Annotated in this window: 22 protein-coding genes; 4 read left to right on the top strand and 18 right to left on the bottom strand. The window is 36.3% G+C overall.

Annotated elements, in window-relative coordinates; all coding sequences use genetic code 11:
- Positions 1 to 61 precede the first annotated feature (61 nt).
- On the top strand, positions 62 to 1,621 hold the full coding sequence (ahpF, locus tag BXY64_RS00935; protein ID WP_120238125.1) for an alkyl hydroperoxide reductase subunit F: 1,560 nt from the start codon (positions 62 to 64) through the stop codon (positions 1,619 to 1,621).
- A gap of 94 nt (positions 1,622 to 1,715) precedes the next feature.
- Here the strand turns inward: ahpF and BXY64_RS00930 are convergent, their stop codons facing one another.
- The 4 genes from BXY64_RS00930 to BXY64_RS00915 all read right to left on the bottom strand — a co-directional run bounded on the left by BXY64_RS00930 (position 1,716) and on the right by BXY64_RS00915 (position 5,553).
- A complete protein-coding gene (locus BXY64_RS00930) occupies positions 1,716 to 2,732 on the bottom strand; it encodes a branched-chain amino acid aminotransferase (protein WP_120238124.1) in 1,017 nt (338 codons plus the stop codon).
- 108 nt (positions 2,733 to 2,840) lie between these two features.
- Complete coding sequence (locus BXY64_RS00925; RefSeq protein WP_120238123.1) at positions 2,841 to 3,635, bottom strand: DUF2797 domain-containing protein; 795 nt, start codon at positions 3,633 to 3,635, stop codon at positions 2,841 to 2,843.
- Positions 3,636 to 3,638: 3 nt separating this feature from the next.
- A complete protein-coding gene (locus BXY64_RS00920; RefSeq protein ID WP_120238122.1) occupies positions 3,639 to 4,142 on the bottom strand; it encodes a peroxiredoxin family protein in 504 nt (167 codons plus the stop codon).
- A 154-nt stretch (positions 4,143 to 4,296) separates the two neighbouring features.
- Positions 4,297 to 5,553 carry a peptidase U32 family protein gene (locus BXY64_RS00915; RefSeq protein ID WP_120238121.1) on the bottom strand — a complete coding sequence of 419 codons (1,257 nt, stop codon included), beginning with the start codon at positions 5,551 to 5,553 and terminating at the stop codon, positions 4,297 to 4,299.
- 485 nt (positions 5,554 to 6,038) lie between these two features.
- Between BXY64_RS00915 and BXY64_RS00910 the strand changes: the two genes are divergently transcribed.
- Positions 6,039 to 7,316 (top strand): KamA family radical SAM protein, encoded by a 1,278-nt coding sequence (locus BXY64_RS00910; protein ID WP_120238120.1) that lies wholly within the window; start codon positions 6,039 to 6,041, stop codon positions 7,314 to 7,316.
- Positions 7,317 to 7,473: 157 nt separating this feature from the next.
- Here BXY64_RS00910 and BXY64_RS00905 read toward each other — a convergent pair whose 3' ends face one another.
- The 11 genes from BXY64_RS00905 to BXY64_RS00855 form a co-directional block, all read right to left on the bottom strand.
- Positions 7,474 to 7,971 (bottom strand): TlpA family protein disulfide reductase, encoded by a 498-nt coding sequence (locus tag BXY64_RS00905; protein ID WP_120238119.1) that lies wholly within the window; start codon positions 7,969 to 7,971, stop codon positions 7,474 to 7,476.
- A 171-nt stretch (positions 7,972 to 8,142) separates the two neighbouring features.
- Complete coding sequence (locus tag BXY64_RS00900) at positions 8,143 to 8,898, bottom strand: formylglycine-generating enzyme family protein (RefSeq protein ID WP_147375841.1); 756 nt, start codon at positions 8,896 to 8,898, stop codon at positions 8,143 to 8,145.
- 174 nt (positions 8,899 to 9,072) lie between these two features.
- Positions 9,073 to 9,462, bottom strand: coding sequence for a VOC family protein (locus BXY64_RS00895; protein WP_120238117.1), 390 nt, complete (start codon positions 9,460 to 9,462; stop codon positions 9,073 to 9,075).
- Between the two features lie 81 nt (positions 9,463 to 9,543).
- Positions 9,544 to 10,335: a helix-turn-helix domain-containing protein gene (locus tag BXY64_RS00890; RefSeq protein WP_120238116.1), complete on the bottom strand. Its 792-nt coding sequence runs from the start codon at positions 10,333 to 10,335 to the stop codon at positions 9,544 to 9,546.
- 476 nt (positions 10,336 to 10,811) lie between these two features.
- Positions 10,812 to 11,234: a hypothetical protein gene (locus BXY64_RS00885; protein WP_120238115.1), complete on the bottom strand. Its 423-nt coding sequence runs from the start codon at positions 11,232 to 11,234 to the stop codon at positions 10,812 to 10,814.
- A 130-nt stretch (positions 11,235 to 11,364) separates the two neighbouring features.
- A complete protein-coding gene (locus BXY64_RS00880) occupies positions 11,365 to 13,695 on the bottom strand; it encodes a TonB-dependent receptor (RefSeq protein ID WP_120238114.1) in 2,331 nt (776 codons plus the stop codon).
- Positions 13,696 to 14,763: 1,068 nt separating this feature from the next.
- Positions 14,764 to 15,873 carry a helix-turn-helix domain-containing protein gene (locus BXY64_RS00875; RefSeq protein ID WP_120238113.1) on the bottom strand — a complete coding sequence of 370 codons (1,110 nt, stop codon included), beginning with the start codon at positions 15,871 to 15,873 and terminating at the stop codon, positions 14,764 to 14,766.
- Positions 15,874 to 15,983: 110 nt separating this feature from the next.
- Positions 15,984 to 16,775, bottom strand: a complete 792-nt coding sequence (locus BXY64_RS00870; protein ID WP_120238112.1) for an alpha/beta hydrolase — start codon at positions 16,773 to 16,775, stop codon at positions 15,984 to 15,986.
- A 203-nt stretch (positions 16,776 to 16,978) separates the two neighbouring features.
- Positions 16,979 to 17,824, bottom strand: a complete 846-nt coding sequence (locus tag BXY64_RS00865) for a DUF4349 domain-containing protein (protein ID WP_120238111.1) — start codon at positions 17,822 to 17,824, stop codon at positions 16,979 to 16,981.
- Positions 17,825 to 18,127: 303 nt separating this feature from the next.
- Entirely contained in the window at positions 18,128 to 19,222 is a 1,095-nt protein-coding gene (locus tag BXY64_RS00860; RefSeq protein WP_120238110.1) for a TraB/GumN family protein, read from the bottom strand.
- A gap of 152 nt (positions 19,223 to 19,374) precedes the next feature.
- Positions 19,375 to 20,283, bottom strand: a complete 909-nt coding sequence (locus BXY64_RS00855; RefSeq protein ID WP_147375840.1) for a carboxypeptidase-like regulatory domain-containing protein — start codon at positions 20,281 to 20,283, stop codon at positions 19,375 to 19,377.
- Between the two features lie 999 nt (positions 20,284 to 21,282).
- Between BXY64_RS00855 and BXY64_RS00850 the strand changes: the two genes are divergently transcribed.
- Both BXY64_RS00850 and BXY64_RS00845 read left to right on the top strand, forming a co-directional pair.
- The gene (locus BXY64_RS00850; RefSeq protein WP_170150542.1) at positions 21,283 to 21,711 is read left to right on the top strand and encodes a DUF4440 domain-containing protein; all 429 of its coding nucleotides are present in this window, start codon (positions 21,283 to 21,285) and stop codon (positions 21,709 to 21,711) included.
- Between the two features lie 124 nt (positions 21,712 to 21,835).
- Entirely contained in the window at positions 21,836 to 22,210 is a 375-nt protein-coding gene (locus tag BXY64_RS00845) for a DUF7670 domain-containing protein (protein ID WP_120238107.1), read from the top strand.
- A gap of 152 nt (positions 22,211 to 22,362) precedes the next feature.
- On the opposite strand, the gene BXY64_RS00840 is transcribed toward BXY64_RS00845, so the two are convergent.
- The 3 genes from BXY64_RS00840 to BXY64_RS00830 all read right to left on the bottom strand — a co-directional run bounded on the left by BXY64_RS00840 (position 22,363) and on the right by BXY64_RS00830 (position 26,225).
- Positions 22,363 to 23,922 carry a M81 family metallopeptidase gene (locus BXY64_RS00840; protein WP_120238106.1) on the bottom strand — a complete coding sequence of 520 codons (1,560 nt, stop codon included), beginning with the start codon at positions 23,920 to 23,922 and terminating at the stop codon, positions 22,363 to 22,365.
- 267 nt (positions 23,923 to 24,189) lie between these two features.
- The gene (locus BXY64_RS00835) at positions 24,190 to 24,870 is read right to left on the bottom strand and encodes a response regulator transcription factor (RefSeq protein WP_120238105.1); all 681 of its coding nucleotides are present in this window, start codon (positions 24,868 to 24,870) and stop codon (positions 24,190 to 24,192) included.
- 2 nt (positions 24,871 to 24,872) lie between these two features.
- Positions 24,873 to 26,225, bottom strand: coding sequence for a sensor histidine kinase (locus BXY64_RS00830; protein WP_120238104.1), 1,353 nt, complete (start codon positions 26,223 to 26,225; stop codon positions 24,873 to 24,875).
- Positions 26,226 to 26,320: the final 95 nt, after the last annotated feature.

Raw genomic sequence — 26,320 nt, 5'->3', positions numbered from 1 at the left:
TAAAAAAGATCCGATTAAAGTTAAACTACCTTAAGGCAGATTTTCCCAAAATCAAAAAAACATGCTGGAACAAACAATAAAAAATCAGGTAATTGATTTATTTTCATCGCTTAAAAACCAATATACATTTCAAATACAAGTATCATCATCACACTCTAACAAGCAAGAATTAATCTCTCTTTTAGAGGATGTTGCATCATGTAGCGATAAGGTAAACCTAGAAATATCAGAAGCAGATGGATTGGCATTTACCATTCTAAAAAATGGAGCAGAAACCAATGTCACTTTTAAAGCTGTACCTAATGGTCATGAATTTACAACCTTGCTATTGGCAGTTTTAAACCTTGATGGAATTGGAAAAAACTTGCCAGATGAAATGCTTACAAAAAGAATTCAAGCGATTTCAGATAAAGTTGAACTCAAAAGCTTCATCTCCCTATCATGTACCAATTGTCCTGATGTTGTTCAAGCATTAAACATTTTTGCCTTTCTGAATCCAAATATTTCACACGAAATTATTGATGGAGCCATTAATCAGGAAGAAGTAGAAAATTTAAACATTCAAGCTGTTCCAACAGTTTATGCAAATGACAAACAATTGCATGTTGGTCGTTCATCACTAGGTGAATTGCTAAGTAAGCTGGAAGAACAATTGGGAACTGAGTACACACCTGAATTGCAGCAAAAGAAAGAGTATGATGTTATTGTAGCTGGTGGTGGCCCTGCTGGAGTTTCTGCCGCAGTATATTCAGCACGTAAAGGTTTCTCGGTAGCCATTGTTGCCGAAAAAATAGGCGGTCAGGTAACCGAAACGGTATCCATTGAGAATATGATTTCCGTTCCCAAAACAAGTGGAGCTGAATTATCAGGTAACTTAATGAAACACCTTCATGATTATCCTATTGATATCCTGGAAAATCGTGTGATTGAAAACCTGGATGTTGTTGATGGAATTAAAACCATTACCACTTCACTGAATGAAACAATCACTACACCTGCACTTATCATTGCTACTGGAGCTAGCTGGAAAAAATTAAATGTTCCCGGAGAAAGCGATTATATTGGTTCAGGAGTGGCTTTCTGTACTCACTGCGATGGTCCTTTCTACAAAGGCAAGAAAGTGGTTGTAATCGGTGGAGGAAACTCTGGACTAGAAGCTGCAATTGACTTGTCTTCAATCGCTTCAGAAGTTCATGTACTAGAATTTATGGATGAATTAAAAGGCGACCAGGTTTTGCAAGATAAAATTAAAGAATTATCGAATGTAAGCATTACCACCAATGCTCAAACATTAAGTATTGATGGTGATGGCAATAAGGTACACTCTTTAAAATATAAGGATCGAATATCCGAAAAGGAAGAAGTTTTAACAACCGATGGCGTTTTTGTTCAGATTGGTTTAAATGCCAACAGCAAAGTGTTTGCCGATACAGTTAAAACCAACCAAGTTGGCGAAATTGAAATTGATTCACACTGTAGAACCAACCAAGCTGGTATTTATGCTGCTGGTGACGTTTCTATCGTTCCTTACAAACAAATTGTGATTGCCATGGGAGAAGGTTCAAAAGCTGCACTTTCGGCTTTTGACGATCGAATAAAAGGATTGCTTCTGGTAAATTAATCCGGATTAATTACGAAATTACTTACAACAAACGAAAAAGAGCATCAGGAAAACCCGATGCTCTTTATATTTTAAAAGGAATTAAAGTTATCGATTAAAACTCGATGATTGTATTCCAGTTGTGTTTGTCTTCAACAGTTCCGTACTGAATGCCTCGAAGAGTTTCGTATAGCTTAAAGCTACGCTCTCCTGCCTCTTCACCATACATATAGTCAATCTTATTATCTGCATCAACAATTTTACGGATTGGAGAAATAACAGCTGCTGTACCACATGCTCCAGCTTCTGAGAAATCTGCCAATTCTTCAACAGTGATTGGACGACGCTCTACATTCATACCTAAATCTTCAGCAATTTGACACAAACTTTTGTTTGTAATAGATGGAAGAATGGTGTTTGATTTTGGAGTTACGTAGGTGTTATCTTTAATTCCGAAGAAGTTAGCAGGACCACACTCATCAATATATTTCTTCTCTTTAGCATCTAAGAATAATACAGCAGAGAAACCTTCATCGTGAGCTCTTGTTCCACCTCTTAACGAAGCTGCATAGTTACCACCAACTTTATAGATACCTGTTCCTTGAGGAGCAGCACGATCATACTCGCGATAGATCACATAGTCAGTTGGCTTGAATCCTTCTTTAAAATATGGTCCAACAGGCATTACAAATACTGCGAAAGTATATTCATCTGAAGCCTTCACTCCAACCTGAGCACCATTACCAAATAATACCGGACGAATGTATAAAGAAGCTCCTGATTCATAAGGAGGAATCCATCTTTCATTCAATTTGATAGCTTTGATTACAGCTTCACGGAATAAATCCAAAGGCATTTCAGCCATCATAATACCGTGAGATGAGCTTTGTAGACGTTTACCATTTTCGTCAATACGGAAAACTCTAACTTTTCCATCAGGACCTTTAAATGCTTTTAAGCCTTCGAATGCTTGTTGTCCGTAGTGCAAACCAGTTGATGCAATGTGAACATTGATTTGATCAGAAGAAGATACTTCTAATTCTCCCCATTTTCCATCACGATAGTGACAACGAACATTGTAATCAGTTTTAGTATAACCAAAACCAAATTCTTTCCAGTTAATGCTTTCCATTTCAGATATGAATTTAGCGATTAGTGTTTTGTTTCTTTAAGTTTTTCAAGTCTACACAAATGTATTAAGAAATTTGTTCTTTTTACCTACAGTTTCTTACTTTTTTTATCAAATAACTTTCAATTCGATAAGATATCCGTTATGTTTTCGAATATTTATAACTTTTCCTTCTTCGAAAATCAAGTATTGACCTTTTATCCCTTTCAAAACTCCTTCGAACTCTTTTATTTTATCAAAACCAAAGCTGGTAATTTTTTTAGGCAACTCATCTACAGGATAATTAATGCTGTAAATTTCATCCTCATCACTTAAATATTGTTTCAATTCTGGATGAAGCTTATCAGCAGCTTTCTTTTTCTCCTCTAATAGGTCAATATCCATAGTGCCATCCTGTTTTAGCATTTCGCGCCAGTTAGTCTTATCAGAAAAATGCTCCTTTAAAGCCACCTCCATAACACCAGCTATATGTCTGTTTGGAGTTTTGGCAAGCTTTATTGCCTTACTAGCTCCCTGATCGATCCAACGTGTTGGAACTTGCGATTCGCGGGTAACACCAACTTTTAAATTGCCAGAATAAGCCAAATAAACGTAATGCGGTGTAAGGGAATTTTCTTTTGCCCATTCCATATCACGGGAAATCCCCAAATAAGATAAATCTAACTCAGGACGAACAATGCTGGGATCGGTTTGAGGCAAAGTGGTAAAGCATGAATAACAATATCCTTGCGAAAAGGATGTTTTGGTTTTCTTTCCACAATGGATGCAATTGATTTGATCCATAAATTTCAAACTGATCTTCTTACCAATTAGTGAGTTCATTTCAGTTAAATCATCACCAATTGGCAATTGATACTGTACTTGCTCCCCTAAATCGGTGCGCATTTTTCTGATATTTCCTTGCATGGATTATAAGTTTTCCTGAATGGCTTTTATCATTTGATCCAACTCTTTTTGATCGAATCCAACCCCTTGCCAAATGACCTTTCCTGTTTTATCGACAATAAAGTTACGAGGAATGTACTGACTGGCAAATTTTGAATAAACTTCACGCTTCGGATCCGGTGCAATTGGGAAGGTAAAACCTTTCTTCTGATTCCACTTAGTTAACTCATCCTTTGTATGTTCACGACCAATTGAAACCATTGCAAAATTTTCATCCTTAAATTTCGGCCACAATTGTTTTTGAACTTCTGGCAACTCTTTCATACAAGGTCCACACCATGTAGCAAAAAAATTGATCAGAACCACTTTTCCTTTCAAATCCTTTATCGAAACTTCTTTCCCATCTAAAGTGGTAACAGTAAACTCTGGTACTTTATCTCCATTTTTTAATAATGAACCTTTAAAGTCGCTTGCATTAAGGGATAGCGCAGCGAACAAAGTAATAAATGTTAGAACGATCTTGTTCATGTTTATTTTGGTTTAATTTTTAAGCAAACAGCTATCAGCATTCAGCTGACAGCTTTTTTATTCTTTTCTTAACACCCCTTTATCCCGAAAACTTTCGGGACTCCCCTAAAAGGGAGACTTTTGGACATTTTGACTTTTAGACTTCTAGACTTTTCTACTGTATCAAATCATTGGTTACCTCAACAATCTTATACAATTTGTCCGATCGACGGATCATAGTATCCAAAGCAATAGAGAAACTATCTCCTTTCACCGCTTTTTCTACTGGTTTAAGGTCTACCCTAATTTCTTTGATTGTGGTTTCAACCACTCCAGTTGTAGGTCCTGTAATCAAGATGTTATCCCCAACTGTAAGTTCGTTGGATTCCAACAAAAATTCCGCAACCTTAATCTTGGTAAAATAGTTGGTTCCTTTACCAACAAGCATTTTACGCTTGGTAGCACGGTTTCCGTATTCATTGCTCCACTCACCCAGTTTTTGTCCCAGGTAATATCCATTCCAAAATCCACGGTTGAATACTGTAGACAAACGCTCCATCCAAGCATCAATCTTTTCTTTATTGTAAGATTCATCAAGGTAAGAATCAACTGCTTCGTTGTAACAACCAACCACAGTTTTTACATATTCCGGAGAACGTGCACGACCTTCGAATTTCAAAACTCGAACGCCTGCATCAATCATTTTATTTAAAAATCCAATGGTACACAAGTCTTTTGGCGACATGATGTATTCATTGTCAATTTCCAACTCGTTACCCGATTCTTTTTCCGTTACTGTATAAGCTTTTCTGCAGGTTTGCATGCATGCCCCACGATTAGCAGATGAGTTCTTCTCATGCAGACTCAGGTAACACTTACCCGAAACTGCCATACACAAAGCTCCATGCGCAAACATCTCGATCTGCACCAATTCACCTTTAGGACCTCTGATATCCTGTTCAACAATCTGATCGTAAATGGCTTTTACCTGGTTCAAATCCAACTCACGAGCCAAAACCACAACATCGGCAAACTGAGCGTAAAATTTTACTGCCTCAATATTAGTGATATTACATTGAGTAGATATATGTACCTCAACATCAACCGATCGTGCGTACATAATTGCCGAAACATCCGATGCAATAATTGCAGTAACACCACTTTCTTTGGCAGCATCAACAATTTTATACATCAACTTAATATCATGATCGAACAATACCGTGTTAACGGTAAGGTAAGATTTCACATTGTTCTCTTTACAGATATTGGCAATTTTTTTTAGGTCTTCAAATCCAAAGTTATTTGCTGACCTTGAACGCATGTTCAATTGCTCAATACCAAAGTATATCGAGTTAGCTCCCCCTTGAATGGCAGCCATTAAAGATTCGTATGAACCTACTGGTGCCATTAATTCTATATCTCTTCTCTTCATTAAATTACTGATATGCAAAAAATACTTATTTAGAATGCATATGTAAGCTGTTAAATTATTTATTTAGCCTAATTATGCCTTCTTCCTGATCCTCAGCAAAAGTAATCTTTATCACTCATTCCTGCAATATAAATTAGTGAGTGAGTAAAGTTAAATCTATCACTAATACAAATACTTAACTCACCAACAAGCTTGTTTAAAATTTTTAAATATTATACATTTGTGCCACAGCTATTTGATACGCTGGGATATTAGTCTTCCTTTACAGCTGACAGTGAACAGTTTATGTGGAAAATGTCCCAATTTTTCCCTAACTTGAAAATGGGGAATCTCATTTGTAGCCAATAACTCTGATGAGTTACACACATACATCTGCGCTACCATATCCTAATAGCTTGATTTTGAGTAAATAATTACAACCAGGGGGAGTAATCGCGTTTACGCGCGCGCTTACTTGTTAAAACATCAAAACCAGATATTAGCCTATGAAGTATAGAGCTTACACACTGAAGACCTTTAAGAATATTCCTCAGATTAGTAAACTGAGTGAAGAGCAGATTTTTGATATTGAAGTTGTTGGAGAGGTCCTTCCTTTTAAAGCAAATAATTACGTAGTTGATGAGTTGATCGATTGGGACAATTTCGAAAATGATCCGATTTTTATCCTGACTTTCCCTCAAAAAGATATGCTTTCAGCCAAGCATTACGACAGAATGGCTGAGTTGATTAAAAGTGGTGCTTCAAGACCTGAAATCACCAAAGCAGCCAACCAAATTAGAATGGAACTGAATCCAAATCCGGCAGGACAAGTACACAATGTTCCTGAGCTAAACGGTGAAAAATTGGTTGGTATTCAGCACAAATACGACGAAACAATGTTGTTTTTCCCATCGCAGGGACAAACATGCCATGCATACTGTACTTTCTGTTTCCGTTGGCCTCAGTTTACAGGTATCGATGAGTTGAAATTTGCTATGAAGCAGGTTGATCTAATCATTGAGTACTTGCGTCAGAATCCATCAATTACCGACTTGTTGTTTACAGGTGGTGATCCAATGGTAATGAAATCGAAAGTATTCGAACAATATATCGATGCCATTATTGCTGCTGAGATTCCAAACCTAAAGACAATTCGTATTGGAACCAAAACATTAGGTTACTGGCCATATCGTTACACCAAAGATAATGATGCTCAACAATTGTTGGATGTATTCAAAAAGATTCAAGATAGTGGTTTGAACCTATCTATTATGGCTCACTTCAACCACATTAATGAAATGAGCACTGAAGCTGTAGAACAAGCTGTAAAAAATATTCGCGCTACAGGTGCAGTAATTCGCACTCAATCGCCATTAATGAAGCATTTGAACTTTGATGCTGATATGTGGGCTCGCATGTGGAGAAAGCAGGTAGACTGGGGAATGATTCCTTACTACATGTTTATTGCTCGTGAAACTGGTGCTCAAGAATATTTTGCTGTTACACTTGAAGAAGCTTGGGATATCTTCCGTAAGGCTTATGCTCAGGTTAGCGGAGTTTGTCGTACGGTTCGAGGACCAAGCATGTCGGCTAATCCTGGAAAAGTTCAAGTTGCTGGAGTTACCGAAGTTAATGGTGAAAAAGTTTACGTTCTAAACTTTATTCAGGGAAGAGATTCCGATTGGGTTGGACGCCCTTTCTTTGCAAAATATGACCCTAAAGCACTTTGGTTGGATGATTTGAAACCAGCTTTCGCTGATAAATTCTTCTACGAAGAGGCTTAGTCCATCAAGATATTTTACTTCAAGACCTGTCAGTTTTCTGATGGGTCTTTTTTTGTTGTTGAAAGTCTGATCGTCGAAAAGCGAAGCAGTCGATTACCCCTTTGTTCTAATTGATCCAAAATTTGAAGCTATTGCCAGAGATTTGAAGCTTGGAGTTTTATTTCAGAATCTCCATAACTCCATCATAAGTATGAGGAAGCTTTTTAACCAAAACCTCCTTATCTCTGCTTACAAGAACAAATACTGGAATTCCTCCCGTGTAGATCTTTTCGTTGGGGAAATTGGATTTAAGAAACTGCCTGATGCCAATGGATTGAAATTTGCCTTTATCAGGTCCGATAAAGTCCAGGAAAAAGGAATTGTTGTTTAAACCACTTGCCTCTACCAAGGAGTCCACCTCTGCCCTGTTTTTACTTACTGCAATCAGCAACAATTGGTACTCTTCCTCATTGATGTCTTGTATCAACTTAGGCAATGTTTTCTCCAGACTCTTCCTGCAGCCACTACACCATGTAGTCCAAATGTATACCAGTGTTTTGTCCTTTTTTGAGATAATCTCATCTAACTTCTTTGAATCGATAATTCTTTTCTTATCAACAGGATGGCTGCAGGAAAATAAAAGCAGAAGTAATGTAACAACAAATAAGCACCTCATATTATTGCGATTAAGATACTTTAAGTTACAATTTGTGTTTGAGTTTTAGAAAGTTTTTTTTGAATTGATTAGTTGCTAAGCAACTTTACAAACTACACCTTACAGCTTGATTGCTAAAATTGATTATGAATTGTCTTCCCACACACATGTGGTAAGAAGTTTTTAGAGAAACTATTGCAAACTGCGAGCAAGTCGAAATCCCTTTAAATAGGTCTTATGCTCTGGTTCATTAAAGTTTCGAATGGTAATGCGAGTAAAAAAATCATTGCTACTCCAACTTCCCCCACGGCTGATACGTTTAGATCCAGTGGATGGTCCCTTTGGATTCGTTACAGAATCCTCATAATAAATCCCATACCAATTACTACACCACTCCGAAACATTTCCACTCATGTCATAAAGCCCAAGTTCATTCGCTTGTTTTCTCCCAATTTTTTGGGTAGTATACTCTTTGTCTTCAGCACTCCAGGCAACATCAACAATACTATTACTTCCTGAATAAATTGTTGGCAAAGCCTCTAAACCACCACTAGCTGCATATTCCCATTCAGCTTCTGTTGGTAAGCGATATGTCTTATTCGTTTGTTCATTCAATTTTGCAATAAATATTTGGATATCATTCCAACTTACATTCTCCACTGGTAAACTATCTCCTTTAAAATAAGATGGGTTGTCTCCCATTATCGCTACCCATTGAGCTTGTATAACTTCATATTTACCAATCTCAAAACTACTTAAGCTTACAGAGTGAACAGGCTTTTCATATCTATCACCATCATTACTTCCCATTAAAAATGTTCCACCTTTAACAACTACCATATCTATACCTTTAAAATCATTGCTAATTGTCAAAGTATCTTCATCTTTAGAACACCCCATTATCACCATATTTAAAAGTAATATTGAGATCAAATTTTTAAATTTCATTTTTCTTACAGTTTTCAACTTATATTTTATCACATATTATTTCTCTGAAACACATATTTATTTCACTATAATCAAAAGATGTCAATCGACTAATTATGAACAATTCAAATATATTAATTTAGATTTAAACAACAACTCAATTAGGTCTTGTTCGGGATAAAATCATTTTTTTGATTATTCCGTTATTTCCACACGATTTCCTTCACAATCCAACACAACACTTTCATAGTAGCCATCACCTGTTGTTCTCGGTTCTCCAACTATTCTGCATTGATCTGCTCTCATAAGTTCAGTCAATTCATCAACCTTTTCTTTACCTCCCACCGAAATCGCGAAATGAGTAAATCCCAAACAACTTTCCCTATCCTTACTTTCTTTAGTAATATCATCCCTATACATCAACTCAATCCTGCTTTTTTCCCCTTCAAAGGATAAAAAATAAGAAGTAAATCCTTTCTTTTCGTTGTGGTACTTTTTGCTGCTAATCATCTTAAAATACTTCATATAGAAGGATCTCATAGATTCTAAATCAAGTGTCCAAATTGCCAAATGTTCTATTCTCATGTCTTTTGATTTTACACCATTTAAACTTCAAAAGACAAAGCTATACTGCTTCCAGCAAGCAGAATTGTATATTTTAAGCACTTAAAATAATCTGAAGTTGTAATTGATGATTTGTGTATCCTTATCAGCCGATTGGATCAAGGATTGGTAGGTAGACGGGGTACAATGAAGAAACAATTTGAATTCACGTATAAAATGGGCCTGATCAAAATAACCTGCATCAGCACCTATCTCGGTTAGTTTGTCACTACTGTCAATTAAATTGCATAGCGATTTTCGAAACTTTACAAGACGTTCAAACTTTTTGGTACTTAAGCCTGTAATTATGGAAAACTTCCGGTTTAAGGTCGTGTAGTTCGTACCATTCAATTTGCAATATTCTTCAATCGACATGGAGTCCTCACTCCATCGAACAGTCTGGTAATAATCTTTTAGGGGTTTAATTCTTTGATAGGAAAACTCATCGTAAAGCACATGTAGCATATGATAGACTTCATTCAACAGTTCCTCATCATTCACGGCTTCAAGTCCCGGTTTTCCCGGAAGAGTTACTTCCATCATTTGATTCAGTAAATCCTTTCCTTCGCATTGCAGAAAAGGAAATGCTCCAAATGGATAAAAGCGAATGCCCAAAAGTTTTGTTCCTGCAGGATAATGCACACAATGGGTCTGCAAACTAATGCCTTCAAGCACATTCTTACCATTGGGCCTGCCATTCCAATTGTATTCACAGCCTTCCAATGGAACCAGTAATTGCATGTACTGACTTGGTGGTATCAGCACATCAGTTGCTTCATTGCCAGACTCAAGTACCCAAATTCGTTCTATCAAATCGGAATACTGTTTGGGCTGATATGTTCTGATATCCAACATCGCTTACAAATATAACTTGATTTTCACAAAACAATTGTAATTAGGTAAACCACAGAGTACACAGAGGAACACAGAGAATTTAGACATACTTGACCCTATGGGCTCTGTGCATGTCTTTCAGATTAAACAAATTCTCTTCTTCGCTTAAGAAAGATGTACTTGTCCTGATGCAATTTCATTCTTAATTTATTTAAGATTGTCTAATTCAATTCTAAACACAGGGGAACACAAAGAAATAATAATCCTCTGTGTTCCCCTGTGTACCTTTGTGGTTGTTTCAACGATTAAGAATCTCAATAATGTTATTTCACATCTGCGTTAAAAAGTAGCTAAAAATAAAAGGGAACAGCACAGTGCCATTCCCTATAAATTTTGTATCATATAAATTACTAATCTTAGCTTATAGCTTCACTACCTTGCTTCGAAATAATGAATATCACAGCTATAAGTATTACATAGAAATCTATATCCTAAAATTAAAAGTTTAAACTAATTCCAAATTTAGGAAGTAGTTTGGTTTTATCTTCAAAATCAGAATTCAACTCCAATCCTAACATTAGATTTATATTTTCTGCTAAAACATCCTTTTTAACAATGTATAGGGGTACTCTAAAGTTTCCAAATTCTCCATCTATTACAGATGCACCAACTCCCCAAGAAAGGTTTACATCAGAAGCTAATTCAACAGATAAATCATTACGAATAAACAATGATACTTCTGTATTATCAAAGTGTTCATTCTCAGCCTGAATTCTTAACTCGGGATAAAATTGTCCTTGCGTAAACAATGCAATCCCTAATTCATTTTTGTGATAATAGCTTGCAGTCCAATTTTTAGTTTGAGCAGTGCCTACAAAGAAAATTCCAATAAGTGATGTGATTAGTAAAAGCTTTTTCATTATCATTTTTATTTAATTTAATTTCCATGAAAGTAATACTTTATCATAAACCATACAAATATTCTGATAAGCTTTTCAAAGAATACGGAACAGCTCAATATCATACCCCTAAATAATTCAACACAACCAATTAAAACGAAATTCTATAACTCAAGTTTGGTATCATTAATGCCTCTCTATCCTCATCCACTTTGTCTGTTTTTATATTGTATTTATGTCCGTGAAAGCCTTCGTAACCCGTTAGGTTTAATATCTTAAGAGACAATCTGTGACTCGTTTTCTGTTTATTCCAGGTGTAATTAATAGTTGTATGCACTATCGTTGAAGCTTTTGTTTTCATATTGAAAGGAGCAGTCTGGTCGTACTCCACATCTCGAGCTAATGCAGAAGCATTTTCATCTATTCTTGAGAATCTTTCACCTCCCTGTATCGATAGTCTCAGGTTCAATCCCAAGGAGTTTTGTTTTCTATCGCCAAGCAAAAACTCTTTTCCAAACAAAGCATTAACCAGGTATTTTTTATTGTATCGGGTACTGAACCAATCTGAATCAGAAGTTTTGTATTGCGATTTAAATAGAGATCCAGTTAATAGATAGTAAAATCCTTTGTGCATGTATTGCTCTAAAGTTAAATCAACACCGTAATTTCTACCTTTACCTGTATTGGCATAGGTATCGTTTACAAACCAATCGCCTTGCAAATTCAATAGTGATTCATTACTGTTATCCGCAATTGGCACATCATACAATTCCTGATAGTAAGGTTCTATTTTAACATGTAGTTTCTCGCTGATATTCCAATCGTAAGACAATACCAAATGATGCGCCTTAATAAAATCGAGGTCTTTATTGCTTATGCTACCATCATCGTTGATTGGTTTGGAAAAATACATTTGCAAAGGCTCCAACCTACTGTGCAAACCGTAACCAAAACTAAAACTGTTTCTGTCATTAAGTTGGAACTTGATTCCCAAACGAGGTTCAATCGTATAGTTATTATTCAATGTAAATACTTGAGAGTTCAAACCAAAATTGAACTTTAACTTTTTCCCTGTAATGCTAAAGTTGGTATAAGCCGATGCCAATAAACTAAATCCATTCTCATTGCTTATATTCTGCAATGTTTTGCTTTCATCTGCTTCACGAATATCCAAATCATAGCCCATTCCTCTTAATGAAACTCCTGTTCTGTTCGATAATCGCTCCGAGAACCTTCTGTTGTAATAGGATTTAAACTCAATGTTGTACTTGGTGTTTTTTACCAGATTTTCTGCTTGCAACACTTCATTTTCATCCAGTCTATCGGTTAGCATGTCGATACCTTCGGAAGTAAAGGCCAGCGTTGAATTCAAATAAGCCGAATTTTTAAATCGTAATTTGTGATTCAAACCAATGGCTCCCATGTATTGTTTTACTTCCTGATCTTCTATATCTTGATAATACTCCCTCTCATTCGGATCTTTCTCTGGGCTGGTATCCGATTCATCGATTAAACCGATTCCCCAAAGTGAAAATGTACCCAACTTCTGACTTGGAAAGTTTAGCTTAAAGGATAAATCCTGGTACTTGGTTCCATCAGCATCTTCTGGCAACATGGAAGGAATTAGTGCCAAGGTTGAATACCTGTAATTTACCAGGTACGATCCGTTGTTCTTTGTCAGCGGACCTTCCGAAGCAAAATCGATTCCAATTAATCCAGCTTCGAAACTATGCTGGTAATTGCTGGTATTGCCTGTTCTCATTTTAATATCAAACACCCCTGCCAGCGCATTGTTGTACTCCGATGGAAAAGCTCCGGTCATAAAATCGGAATTGGCCAGAACATTAGAACTTAATGCGGTTAATCCACCTCCTCCAAAGCTGTTTAAGTTGGCAAAGTGATTCGGGTTGGGAATCTCTACCCCTTCAATCTTCCATTGCAAGAATTTAGGGGCATTACCACGAACAATAATGGAATTATCCTCTCCATTACTACTTGCCACACCTGCAAATGAGGATGCCAGCCTGGCCGGATCATCAAAACCTCCTGCATACCTACTGGCTTCCTCAATACTAAGCATTCGGGCACTTACTGATGTAATCGTATTGACAGGTTCCTGTTTGTTAATTTTGGGTGCCACAACAACTTCTCCTAATGTAGAAAAAGAAGGGTTTAATCGAATATTTAGCTGCACTTCTTTGGCTGAATTCACGAGCACATCCAGAATTTGTAAGGATTCATACCCAATATATGAAACCTCTATGTTTACCCTCCCTACAGGAACATTTTTAAGCTCAAAATTTCCATCGAAATCACTTGTTGCACCAATGATAGGATCCGTATCCTTCACATGAATATTGGCAAAAGCCAAGGGTTCTTCTGTTTCCTTACTTACGATTTTCCCCTTTATGGTTTGTCTTAGGTCTTGTGCTTGCAGATTTACACAAATCAACACCAAAAGGAAAGTCTTTAAAATCTTCATACCTATTACCGTTTTTGTTTGTAACAAAACAGCAACACTCGAAATACGAGGCTAAGCATTCTTATCAGGTAAAACATGATAAGTAGAAAACACTTTAGAACGTTCATAAGCATTGCCGTTTTGTTGCAAACCAACAATACTTTCATATTTAAACGGGTGTTTTTTATAAAGTAGAACGCCTAAACAGGTTCGCATTTATCAATGCGAACATTTTTTAATAATTATTCGAATCTGATTACCTGTTATATCCCACGGTACGATGTACCTTAAGGTCCGTGCTTAATCTTTTGCTATAAAGACTTCGGTGCTATGCACCTTTGCTCCTTTCCACCAATCCCAAGCCACAGAGTGGCGCAGCATTTATAGCACAATGCCATATATTTAGAATAAGCTGCAGAGCAGCGCGGTATTATTTCTAACCTAATACAACAACAATCAATGATACCTTATTCGGATACCACGGTACTACGTACCTGAATACTTGTTCTCAATCATTTGCTATAAAGACTTCGGTGCTATGCACCTTTACTCCTTTTCCACCAATCTCAAGCCACAGAGTGGCGCAGCATTTATAGCAACATCCGAACAATTGGAATCAAGCTGCAGAGCAGCGCGGTATTTTTCTAAACAAATAATACATTAATCGCAGACCCCATTCTTACACCACGGCACCATGCACTTTAAGGCTTGTACACAACCATTTGATATAGAAACCTCGGTGCGATACACCTTTGCTCCTTTCCACCAATCCCAAGCCACAGAGTGGCGTAGCATTTATAGCACAATGCCATATATTTAGAATAAGCTGCAGAGCAGCGCGGTATTATTTCTAACCTAATACAACAACAATCAATGATACCTTATTCGGATACCACGGTACTACGTACCTGAATACTTGTTCTCAATCATTTGCTATAAAGACTTCGGTGCTATGCACCTTTACTCCTTTTCCACCAATCTCAAGCCACAGAGTGGCGCAGCATTTATAGCAACATCCGAACAATTGGAATCAAGCTGCAGAGCAGCGCAGTATTTTTAAAACAATGATATATCCTTACCCAATTGCCATTACAAACTACCCGAATTTTTCTTAAACAAAGAAGGCGTCAGCCCGGTTTCTTTTTTAAACACCGTATTAAAGGCCGTCTTGGAGTTAAATCCAGAATCATACGCAATTCCAATGATTGAAATGTGCTTGTATTCTTCACTCAGGAGAAGCTTTTTGGCTTCCTCTACCCGATAATGATTTACATACTGAAAGAAGTTCTTATTGAAACCCTCATTTAAAAGATAAGACAAATGATGCGGTGTTATTTCGATGAATTCTGCCAATTTCGAGAGACTTAAATCCCCTTCCAAATATGGTCTTTTCCCTTTCATTAGCGATTCAAGCTTATCCCTTAAAACAATAATCTCCTCATCAGACAAAAGTTTTTGCTTGCCTTTCTGTTCCAGGCTCTTCTCCTCTAAAACCTTTTCCAACTCCTCTTCACTAATCAGAAAAATCTCTTTTTGCTTTAATGTATTGTAGGCCAAAAACAGCAAAATGATCAGAGAAAATACATTTCCGAATATGTTTAAATTCCCTTCTGAAATAATCAGGTTGTAAACAATGATAAAAATACTGATTGCTATGAGCGAAAAGATAATTTGCTTGATCCACTTCAAATCAACCAACTCACGATTCGAATTAAAGAGTTCAATTCTTTTTTCGTGCTTTTGCAATAACAGTAAAGAAGTCAGAATATAAAAAGCAGCCTGAATGAGCAACACCAGCACAAACCATCGATATGAATCAAATCGCTCACCTATTTCAATATCGAAAAGGGTAACAACAGCCACAAGTATCGGAATAATCAAATGGAGAGAATCTTTTTTTCTTAGTTTCCGATATGGATTCGTATAATACAAAACACTGAAATAAAACAAGATTGCTGCAAATGTTTGTATTACGCCTAGAGTTTCAATTAAAGTAGGTGAATAAGTTTTTATTCCTATCATTCCCAATAACTCATCCATCCAAAAGCTAGCCCAAATCAATAAAAAGAGAGCCAGTAAAATATTGGCTTTTCGGTTTACCTTTAAAAGATTCCCTAACAGTAAAAAGGATAACAAAAATATCGATCCTACAATTACAATAATAATGAACGAATTAAGTGGGGCTAGTACATGTTCCATTAAAAACAAATGTAATTATTAATCGATAAACTATTGCTATTGAAAACAAAAAGGGAACAGCATAATGCCATTCCCAATCAAGTCTGTGTTTAATAAACCACTAACCCTAACTAATTCTTTATATCACTTAAAAATGCGGTAATTGCAGTCCAATACTCCTCTCCTCCTTGCTGATTGATCCAAAGCGCACGCGAACCATGATGCCCCGGACCTTCTGGAATAAAATGCACCTGCTTCTCTACCATTTTATGCTTCTCCAACAATTCTTTTATGTATTTGGCTTCATAATTCGAACTGGTAATAAACATTGGCTTTTCAAATCCTTCCAGCTTATCTATAAGAGATCCTTTGTGATCCGCCATGTAATTTCCCGGACTAAAAGAGATCACTGCTGATACTTCATCTAGTTCTACACCCAAATAAAGCGCTAAGGTGGAAGAATAGGAAGATCCCCAAAGAATTACCTTATCCGAATAATTCTGGCTCACATATTTAATGGCTGCTCGGATATCCGGCTCTGCATCCACATAATCAATGCCCAAGTCTTTTGCAAGGGCACGCAAATAGGTTTCGTTTTGTGTTTTACCAATAGGTCCACCCGAACGCTGATCAATTGCCATGCAATTAAAGCCCATTTCGTTCAGCTTCTCAGCAATTCCCGAATACTCGAACTTGTTGAACCTGGCTTGGTGACAAAGCAGAATGAAAGGTGATGTTTTATCAATCTGATACAAATGAGCTGTAATCATCAAAGAATCCAAAGATGGAAATTTCACTACTTTCGGATACTCAACTTTCTTTTCAGTTTCAGATACTTGAGATGCATCATTTTTTGTAGTCTTTTGCTGACAGGATACCATAAATACCCCCAGAAAGATCAGAATAATAGGTAGTCTCTTCATCTTTTTGTGTTTTGTGTGTATTAGTATGATGATTAAATGAAAGAATACCCTATCTGAAAATGAATTTTATTTTGAATTGGCAATTAGCTGTTATGAGGAATGATTTAGACGCAGATCATTATGATGCTTTATGATTAGGGCTGATTTCTTGTAAATATAAAGACGTTGCTAAGCATTTAGAAAATGCTTAGCAACTTGTTGAACTACTCTTTATTTTGTTTTTTCTTTCTTCTCAGTTTTTTAAAGAAATAGATAATCAAGACAACTATAATCCAGAATGGCCAAATCATTACCAGGTCTAATAGGAACTCAACAAATCCATACCATCCTTTCGATAAGGATTGCTTGATTCTTTCTGAGAATTTGTCACGTTTAGCTGGATTGTATTTAAAGTCTTTTTTCTTGTGAATGTTTAGGGTAAGTGTACTGTAATCAACCAAATCACCTAAATACTTCAATCGACCCGATGTGCTTTCAATTTCCTCTTCTATGCGACGAATTTTCTCTTCTATTTCCAGTATTTCCTTTACAGTTTTTGCCCTTTTTAACAGGTCCTTATATTTCTTCGCATACGCTCGTTTGTTCTGAAGTCTTGTTTCCAAATCAATAAACTGTTCCGTTACATCTCTGGCATCAATTTCTTTATACAAAACCTCTCCCTTACCCTGTTCAATTGCACTTATAAAACTTTCAAAATGCACAGAAGGAATTCTAACTGTTAAGCTATAAGTGGTTTCCCAATCTGTATTATTCAAGTTTTCATTGGAATAATACGCACCGTATAATTTCACAATAGAATCGACTCTTGCCTTGGCAGCATCAACATTTGTAACCTTTAGACCGATTCTTCCATCTTTTATGATTTTCTTTTTTACGACTTCCTTGTTGTCTATAGGCATTAGCGGTGCACCACCTTGCTGTCGTGTGATAGGGATCATTTCCTCATCGGCCATTTCAGAAAAAGCTGAAATTCCATTTGACTTATCAGCTTGATGACAGGAAGTAATCATCGAAGCAAAAAGCAAGAATAAGAATATCGATTTCTTCATTGTGTTTTGTTTTTGATTGGTTGATTATGGTTAAAATAACTGTATTGATTAGACAAGAATGAATCTCATCGCTTTTTCAAGTTGAGTTTTTCCCTCTTAGGGAAAATCCCGGCAGGGAAAAGGGTGAAATAAGAACAATATAATCAAAAATACACCCTTCTGGCTTTCGCCATCTTCCCTGGAAGGGAAGAATTCCTAAATAAACCTTTCCATTATTTTTAATCTATCTTTTCAATCCTTGATTCGCATTAATTACGAACCTCACTAGATTTATTCAGAAAAAGAAATTCACTTCATAAATCACTATAAACTTGGAGTATTTTTATCATGGTAAACTATTGTTTTATTCATAGAGTTGATACGTCCCTGCGTCAACTCCTTACCAATAATCAGATACCTTCTTTCCAATTCTTTTCGAAATTCCGAATCAATAATGTTGTCCATACCCCATGAAATCATATGTTCAGATAAAGGATTGTAAAAAATAAAATGATCAAAAACCTCATGCCATTTCAATTTGATTCTGATGTACGGATAATCATCAAAACGATCATTTCCAAATGGCGAATCTTTCAATGAAAAGGCTACAGGTTTATCATCATTTGCTTCAAATGCCAGATCCCATTTTTTATGTGCATGAAATTTACCTTTGCCAGTATAACGTCGTTCGGTATAACTATTTAAAAATACATTTGTTAATTCATCTTGAAACTCTTCTTTCAAATACCTTCCTACATTGTCTGTTTTCCTGTTCTTCTTCCAGTATATGTTCCCGTAGGCATGTCTATAATTCATAATTATTAATGCCTTGCTATTTTTGTGTGATAGATACCAATTGCTAATGTTCTTAGCCATAACCCGATCTCTATCATTTAATGTTGCTTTAAAATTCTGATAATCATCCTTCGTTTTAATATCCTTCCACGAAAACTTCATATTAGCACCTATAATCCTAATTTTCTTTTCAAGGCTACGATTTCCATTCAATTGAGCAACTCTCATAATAAATGAATAGAGATTTGTTTTTTCCCATAATACATCGAAACTTAAGTTCTGATAGATATGCTTTGTTTTTGCCTCAATTTGATCATCCGTTAAATCATTTGCCAACAGCAAATCATCCAATTCATTTTGAATACTTACCGATGGACTTTCAAAAATGATATTTCCCACTTCTTCAGAAAACCAATCTTGAGAAACAATATCATACAACAAATCATACTGAGTAATTTCACGATGATCTCTTTCACAAATCATTACCAGATCTTTCTCTTGAAACAAAGATTCCAGGTAATCTATTGGTGACGAACTACTCTGTTTCAAAAAATCTACATATGGGTTTTGTGCTTTGATTGCAATTGATAACAAAGCAAGTGATAGGGTTAATAATGTCTTCATTTTTTTGTTATTGGTCTTCTACTAATGATTCAGATTAAACTCCGTTTTTGTAAACTCTATAGTATCCCAAACCTACAAAATTATATTCAACTCATCACTCATTTATAAAATATAATATTTCATTATCCTTACAACCCCTCCCTGATAACTGATCATTGTTCACTCTTCACCGCTATCATTACTACATCTAACCTATACACAGAATCGTTTGTAATCATCACTGCCTTTTTAACCGTTTTATAGTTCTTGCAAGTAAAGATCAGGCTATGCTGTCCACTCGTTAGATTCTTGATGAAATAATTGCCCTTTGTACCTCGTTTCACCATTGGCTTTTTTTGGTCTACAGAAAGTCTTGGCCGATGTATTGGACGGCCTTCCTCATCCTTTATTGTTCCTGCCAGACTAATCTTCCTCCTAGGAATCTTATTGTACTTCAATACACTTTCCATTCTAGAAACCAACTTGGGATTTTCACCAGCATACTTCCCCTTTACATAGGGAATGATCACATCATTCAGCAAGTTTTGGTATTCTTTTAGACTTTCCTGTATTTTCTTACCAGTATTCTTTAATTTTTTCTTGTTCCTTTTCGGATCCTCCAACAAATCATCGAACAAGGCAATGCTGTTCATCAAGGCTTCTTTCAATGCACTCCCAACTTTGGCCTTTATACTTTCATCAGGATATTCATCAAGAATTCCCTTTAGTTTCTCTGAATTTATTAATAAATTTATTCCTGAGTATTTGTAAAGCTGGTTCTTGCCAAAGCCTTTTAAGGAAGCAAAAGGAATGAATTCATGAAAGTTACCATAGCTTTTCAATAAACTGGCCACCTGAAAACAATGAGATTCCAATTGTTCACGGCTATCCTGTTTCTTGTAAGCTATTTTACTCTTGCTTCGGTCCTGATTTATATTTAGCTCTTCGAGTTGAGTTACCAGATGTAAGAGTTTTTGGTGAGCTTTCTGATAGAATGAATCGTTTTGTAAGACTGAGCTTTCTGCTCCAAAATGTTGCAAAAGTACAGCTTGTTTGAATATTCGGTATTGGGCTTTGTCCATGGTGTTTATTTGAGTATCTGGGTTTATTTTGACTTGATGTATTGCTTCTTCTTTTCGCACACTTACACAAGCACACCAATCATCACCCCTTACTCTTCAACACCTTGCTTGCGCAAGCAAATCATCAACATTCGCTCAGCACACATAGGATTTCGCTTTTAAATCATAGACTCCTGCTTTTAAAAGCCATCCTTTCGCGCCATGCACAAAGACATTCGCACTGCAACAGTTTACCTCCGCGTTATTCTCCTTTACCTACTCGTTTTAAAGCTATGCCTTCTCGTTTCTCTTCTGATTAATTTCTGTAGGCCTTAAGCTTGTTTATTTCTCTTCATACATTATTTCTAAGTTCGAAACCATCATTTCCATCATGGCCAAATCGAAAAACAAAAGGCCTAATGGCATTTTTTCTTTGCTTACATGCAATTACTAAGGTAACAATAAGTTTTTTAATGCTTTATAAATAATTTCATTTTTCTCTAAAGGCATTTCTTTGGGCTCATGATTCTTCTCTTAATCCCTTGACTTTGTTTCTCAATTCTCTCCTTTAGTCTACAACGAAGCAGTAGTATTTTCCAGAAGCTTATGGCTTCTCCCAAACCTGTTTGCGGTCTATTCTTAAACCTACAAAGCTACATTCCTATTCTTTTCATTCCATTCCGGCAAAGCTTTGTGTTATATGCAGACATTACAAAGCTCCTCGCAATGCCTTTTAATACCATAGATAAACAAATAGAGAGCTATTTTAAGCTCTCGAATAGCTTAGGTATAATGCCGATCTATAATTTGTTAGCCATTAGTAGAGAAGCGTACTAATGGCTTATACAAATTAATAATCGGTATAAGCCGTTTACAAGAAGTTTTCTGGCCTTTCACAAGCCAATGCCCTAACTTTGTATTAATCCTATCTATCGGCGCTTCTATCCTCTTCTATCTATAAAAAAACTTTATACCCTTAAACATCAATCCACCATGAAAACAACAAGCCTAATACTTTTAATGCTGCTGGCTCTTTGTGCCTGCCAGCCTCAAGAGAACAAACCCGATATCGCCAAAGAAAAAGAAGCAGTACACCAAGTGATGCAAGATTTCTTTACGGCACTTGAAACCAGGAATTGGGACCTATTGAAAAGTTGTTCTACCAGTAACTTCATTCTTGTTGAAGATGGATTGCACTGGACCAACGACAGTCTCATACACGCCATGGATAACAAATGGGCTGATTTCGATGTTCGTTATAAGTTTAACCTGATTAAAACCGAAGTGAATGCCTCCATGGCCTGGATGTATTACGAAAACAATGCCATGGTAAGTTCTTCCGACACAACTTTTCCTATCCATTGGCGGGAAAGTCTCATTTTTCACAAGATAAACGGAGAATGGAAGCTTATTTTGGGTCATTCTACACCAATCCCTAATACCGATTAGTATTTAAAATGATCGATAACATCACTTCCCCGAAAAAAATCGGAACAAGCTATTTGTTATTGATCTTTAAATATCTATCGGCATTATATCTCAATCATTTTTAATTTTAATGATATAAGAAACCATGACTGGCTCGTTAAAACTTCTGCACTGGACTCCAAGAGTAATCTGCATATTGGCAATCTTATTTATTAGCCTGTTTGCTCTTGATGCATTCAATCCTGCTTTGCCCATTGGCAAGCAAATCCTTGACTTTTTAATGCATATGCTTCCCTCATTTGTGTTAACTGCACTCTTGATCATAGCCTGGAAATGGGAATTGATTGGAGGAATTATTTTGGGAATGATTGGGATAGTTTTTTCTCCCATCATATTTATGCACAACTATAACATGAATCACTCGGTTGTGATGAGTTTAACGGTGATTGCAATGATCACTTTTCCTTTTATTCTTGTGGGTGTGCTTTTTGTAATTAGCCATTTTAAAAAGAAGAAATAGTTGTTGGTTATCCGTTGTCAGTGATGCCCTATCTGGGTTCATCCTAATCATCATTTCAATCTGGGTCATAACCAAATCACGTAGGGATCTGTTCGTGGTAAAAAAAAGAGACGTACGGCCGTACGTCTCTACTGTATATTTTTTAATTGTGTTTATTCGTTCGATAAAGGAATCATTCGAGCTGATAGATCTGGATTTTCCATATCGGCATCGAATGGGAACATTGGTCGTTTAATGCGTTTGTGTCCCAAACGGATCAAATCCTGATCAACTCCTCCTGGCGTAAGAGCCATTAGCCAATCGCCACGCATGTTGTACAATTCAGGCACCAGGTAACCTATCTTCACCATCACAATATCCGATTCTCTAGGATTCAATCCCAAATTGGTAAAATCAGCCTCGTGGTGGTATGGTTTACGGATTTTGGTTACAATTACATGCATGCTTCCTACCTTCACTACCACTTCGGTTTCGGCATGCTTGTCGCCATGTCTAATCTTTTCAATCTTTCCTTTCAGTTTTACAGGTCCCGAGTAGCGTGAATCTACATTTGCCCCGGCTTCTGCCTCAATCATGGCTCCCTCTCCTAACTTCACAGCCTTTTCAACGAATTTCGGTCCAGGAATCGATGCGTAAATCAAAGATGGTCCGCCTGCCTTTTTAAATTCTGGTCTCTTTAAAAGCTCTGCCAAAGTCCAGGTTACATCACCCGCACCACCTGCAGTTGGATTATCACCCATATCACTAATGATAAAAGGTTTCTTATCGCTTTTAATGGCTGCCTTTAAACTTTCATCCAAACTGGCTACCGGTGCTACAAACTCGAATTCTTTTCTTACATCCCAGAAACTTTTTGCCAGGTATTCGGCTGCTTTGGCAACCTCTTCCTTGCTGTCGCCATAAGCGGTAACCGTAGCAGTGTTTCTTGGTGCATCGCCCCATGCATAACCTACCCAAATGGCAGCATCAATTACACCTTCCTGCTTGGTTAAAGGATCGATTTTAGCATACAGGCTTTTTCCCGGCTCAATACGGGTACTGGTTTTCTCTCCCGGCAATAAAACCGGAACCGGAATCCATGCTTTGTATTTTGGTTTCCCTTTTCCGCTCTCTAAACGATCCAAAAGGTTCTTCACGGCTCTTCTTCTAGTCTCCATGGCATCCTCGTGTGGAGCCAAACGGAAACAGGTAATTAAATCGGAATGCTTCACCAATTCAGGAGTTACATTTCCGTGTAAATCCATGCTGGTAGAAATCATACAGTCCGTTCCAACCACTTTTCTAATGCGTGTGATTAAATCACCTTCGGGATCATCCATTCCTTCCACACTACTCGCTCCGTGAACATCTAAAAACATGGCATCGAAAGGACCGTTTACCTTTAGTTTTTCCAATATTTCGCTTACGAAAGTTTCGTAGGTTTCCTTGGTAACTACCCCACCAGGAATGGCGCGAGCTCTTAGGGTTGGAACCCATTTGGCTTGCTTTCTTAAGGTAGAATCCACACCAAAGAATGGATAGTAATTGAATATCTCATCTCCTCTTAATTGCTTAAAGGAGTTCACATCGCTTTTGGCAGGCGAAAAGGTACTCGACTCAATCCAGAATCCTGCAATGGCAATTTTAGGCAGATCTTTTTTCTCTTTCTTCGCACATGATGAGATTAAAAGCATGCACAATGCAAAGATCGCGATAACAGACTTGTTGTTCATTAATTTGAAATTTAGGTACTCAGATTTGGCTTTTGGGATACCTTAGTCAATGCAAACTTTGGTAAAAATAGTGATTAATGCGATTCGATGGATGAAATCAGTTAATTATTAAGGTGCACTTTCTTGATTGATCATGGTTCATTCTTAAAACACCCCTCTCCCTGTCGGGATCTCCTCCCGATTTTGTCGGGACAGGCTCTGAAAGGGAGAAAACAACAAATTTACTGGTTTGTTTATTGGAAACTGATACCTTTTAATTGATCATTGTTAATGGCTAATTGTAAAAATAAATCCCTTTCCATGAATATTGTCAATGCTTATGCTAGGATCTTTAGCCAAATACTTTCTCAATTTTGAAATAAAAACATCCATACTCTTCCTGCTAAATTCATCATTTAGTCCCCAAATCTCATTCAAGGCTTTCTTCCTTGAAAGCAAGTTATTTTTATGCTCACATAACATGAAAAGCAATTCAGCCTCTCTGCTTGTTAGCTTTATAAGTTCATCCTGATATTTTAATTGGAATAGTTTAGGTTTAAATTCATAAGTACCTATTTCAATACTATCATTTTCGCTTTCACTATTTTTGTTTTGGCTCAGAATTGCATTAATCTTAGCAACCAACAATTCTTCATCAACCGGTTTGGTAATATAATCAATCGCTCCTAATTTAAAGCCTTTTAGTTTATCGATCTTCAACGATTTAGCACTAAGAAATATGAATGGAAGGTCATCATGTTTTTTCATCATAACTTTCGCCAATTCAAATCCATCAATACCAGGAAGCATGATATCTAAAAGTGCCAAATTAAAATTTTCATTCTCTAATAAGTTCAATACTTCTTCAGCTGTCTTGACCCATACCACATGAAATTCCTGCATTGTTAGATACTCAGATAGTATGTATCCAAAACTTTGATCATCTTCTAATAGTAAAATTCTTTTCATTCTTATAGCTTAATAACAAACTCACAACCATTTGGATAATGATTTACCAGTTCAATATTTCCTTTGTGTCCTTCAACTATACTTTTCACATAACTCAATCCAATGCCAAATCCTTTGCCCTTGTATTGATTTCCTTGATTTGCCCTAAAAAAACGATCGAAGATTTGGTCTTCATATCTAGGATCTATTCCCGGACCATCGTCTTTAATTCTAATCGTCCTTTGTTGCCCATCATCCATTGTTGTAATAAGAACGCAAACCCCTTCTTGAGAATACTTCAAACTATTCTCCACGATATTCACAAAACCACTTGTGAGCATATCTTTGTCTCCATAAATTAAGGATTGATTAGAGCCTAAGTTAAATTCAATCTTGGCTGCATTTCTCTCAATTAATATCTTCAGTTTCTCAGGAATACTTTCAATGATTTCATGAAGATCCAGTTCTTGATACTTAATTTGTGAAAACTCACTTTCAAACATCGAAATTCGAAGCAGTTTATCTACTTGCTTTTCTAACAGTTCACTTTCGTCCTCTATAATCTTGTGGTAAGATTTATTCTTCTCCGGATTATTTGATTGCCTTAAAACCTTTGAAGCCAAACGTATTGATCCAATAGGCACCTTAAATTCATGAGACAGATTATTAAAAAAATCTGTTTTTATTTGACTCATTTTCTTGTGCTTTGCTAAGGATCTTAATAAATAAATTAATAGCCCAAACAGAATAATCAATAAAGCAAGACTTAAACTAAATTGCCACATCAATGTGATCATGACATCAGATAACTTTTCTTCCTGATATAAAGAAATCCATAAATCATTCTCATCTGATTGGTTCAATCCTTTAACAGGACTAAAGTATTGAAAACTTGACTCTCTATATATCCTTGACTGAAACTCTTCTTTAGACTCTCCTTCCCCTTTGCTTGTTCCATCTTTAACTACAGAAAAAGAAACAATATCACTTATACATGATTTTATATCTGATGATAAGAGCTCTGTCTTATACTTATTGGTATTGCTTAAAAATATCCCATCTGGTTGATTTTGGTATATCGCAAAGTATACTGCTCCATGAAAACCATTAAGCTTTAAAATCGAATCGATTTTATTTGTAATCTTCTCTCCGGGTAAATCATCAACAATAATATTCTGTCCATGAAATAAATTGTGATCAATACCATTTACCTCCATAGCTACAAGGGGAGCCAACTCCTTCAGCTTTTGATGCGTTTCTTTCTTTTGATAATCAACAGTTGAAGTAAACCAATTTACCTGAATAACGATGAGAAGAATCATTATTGCCAAGGCAATTGAACTTAGAACCAAATAGTACTTTTTAGAAGGAATCATTTATCAAAAATAGAAATATTTAAGACTTATTTATCCCTTCTTAAGTTTTCATTAAGTTATTTAAGTTTTTGTTTAAACACTTTAATATATCGATA

Source organism: Marinifilum flexuosum, from assembly GCF_003610555.1.
Lineage (GTDB): Bacteria > Bacteroidota > Bacteroidia > Bacteroidales > Marinifilaceae > Marinifilum > Marinifilum flexuosum.
Note: the sequence above shows the minus strand (reverse complement) of the source record. Positions and strands in the feature narration are given on the sequence as shown.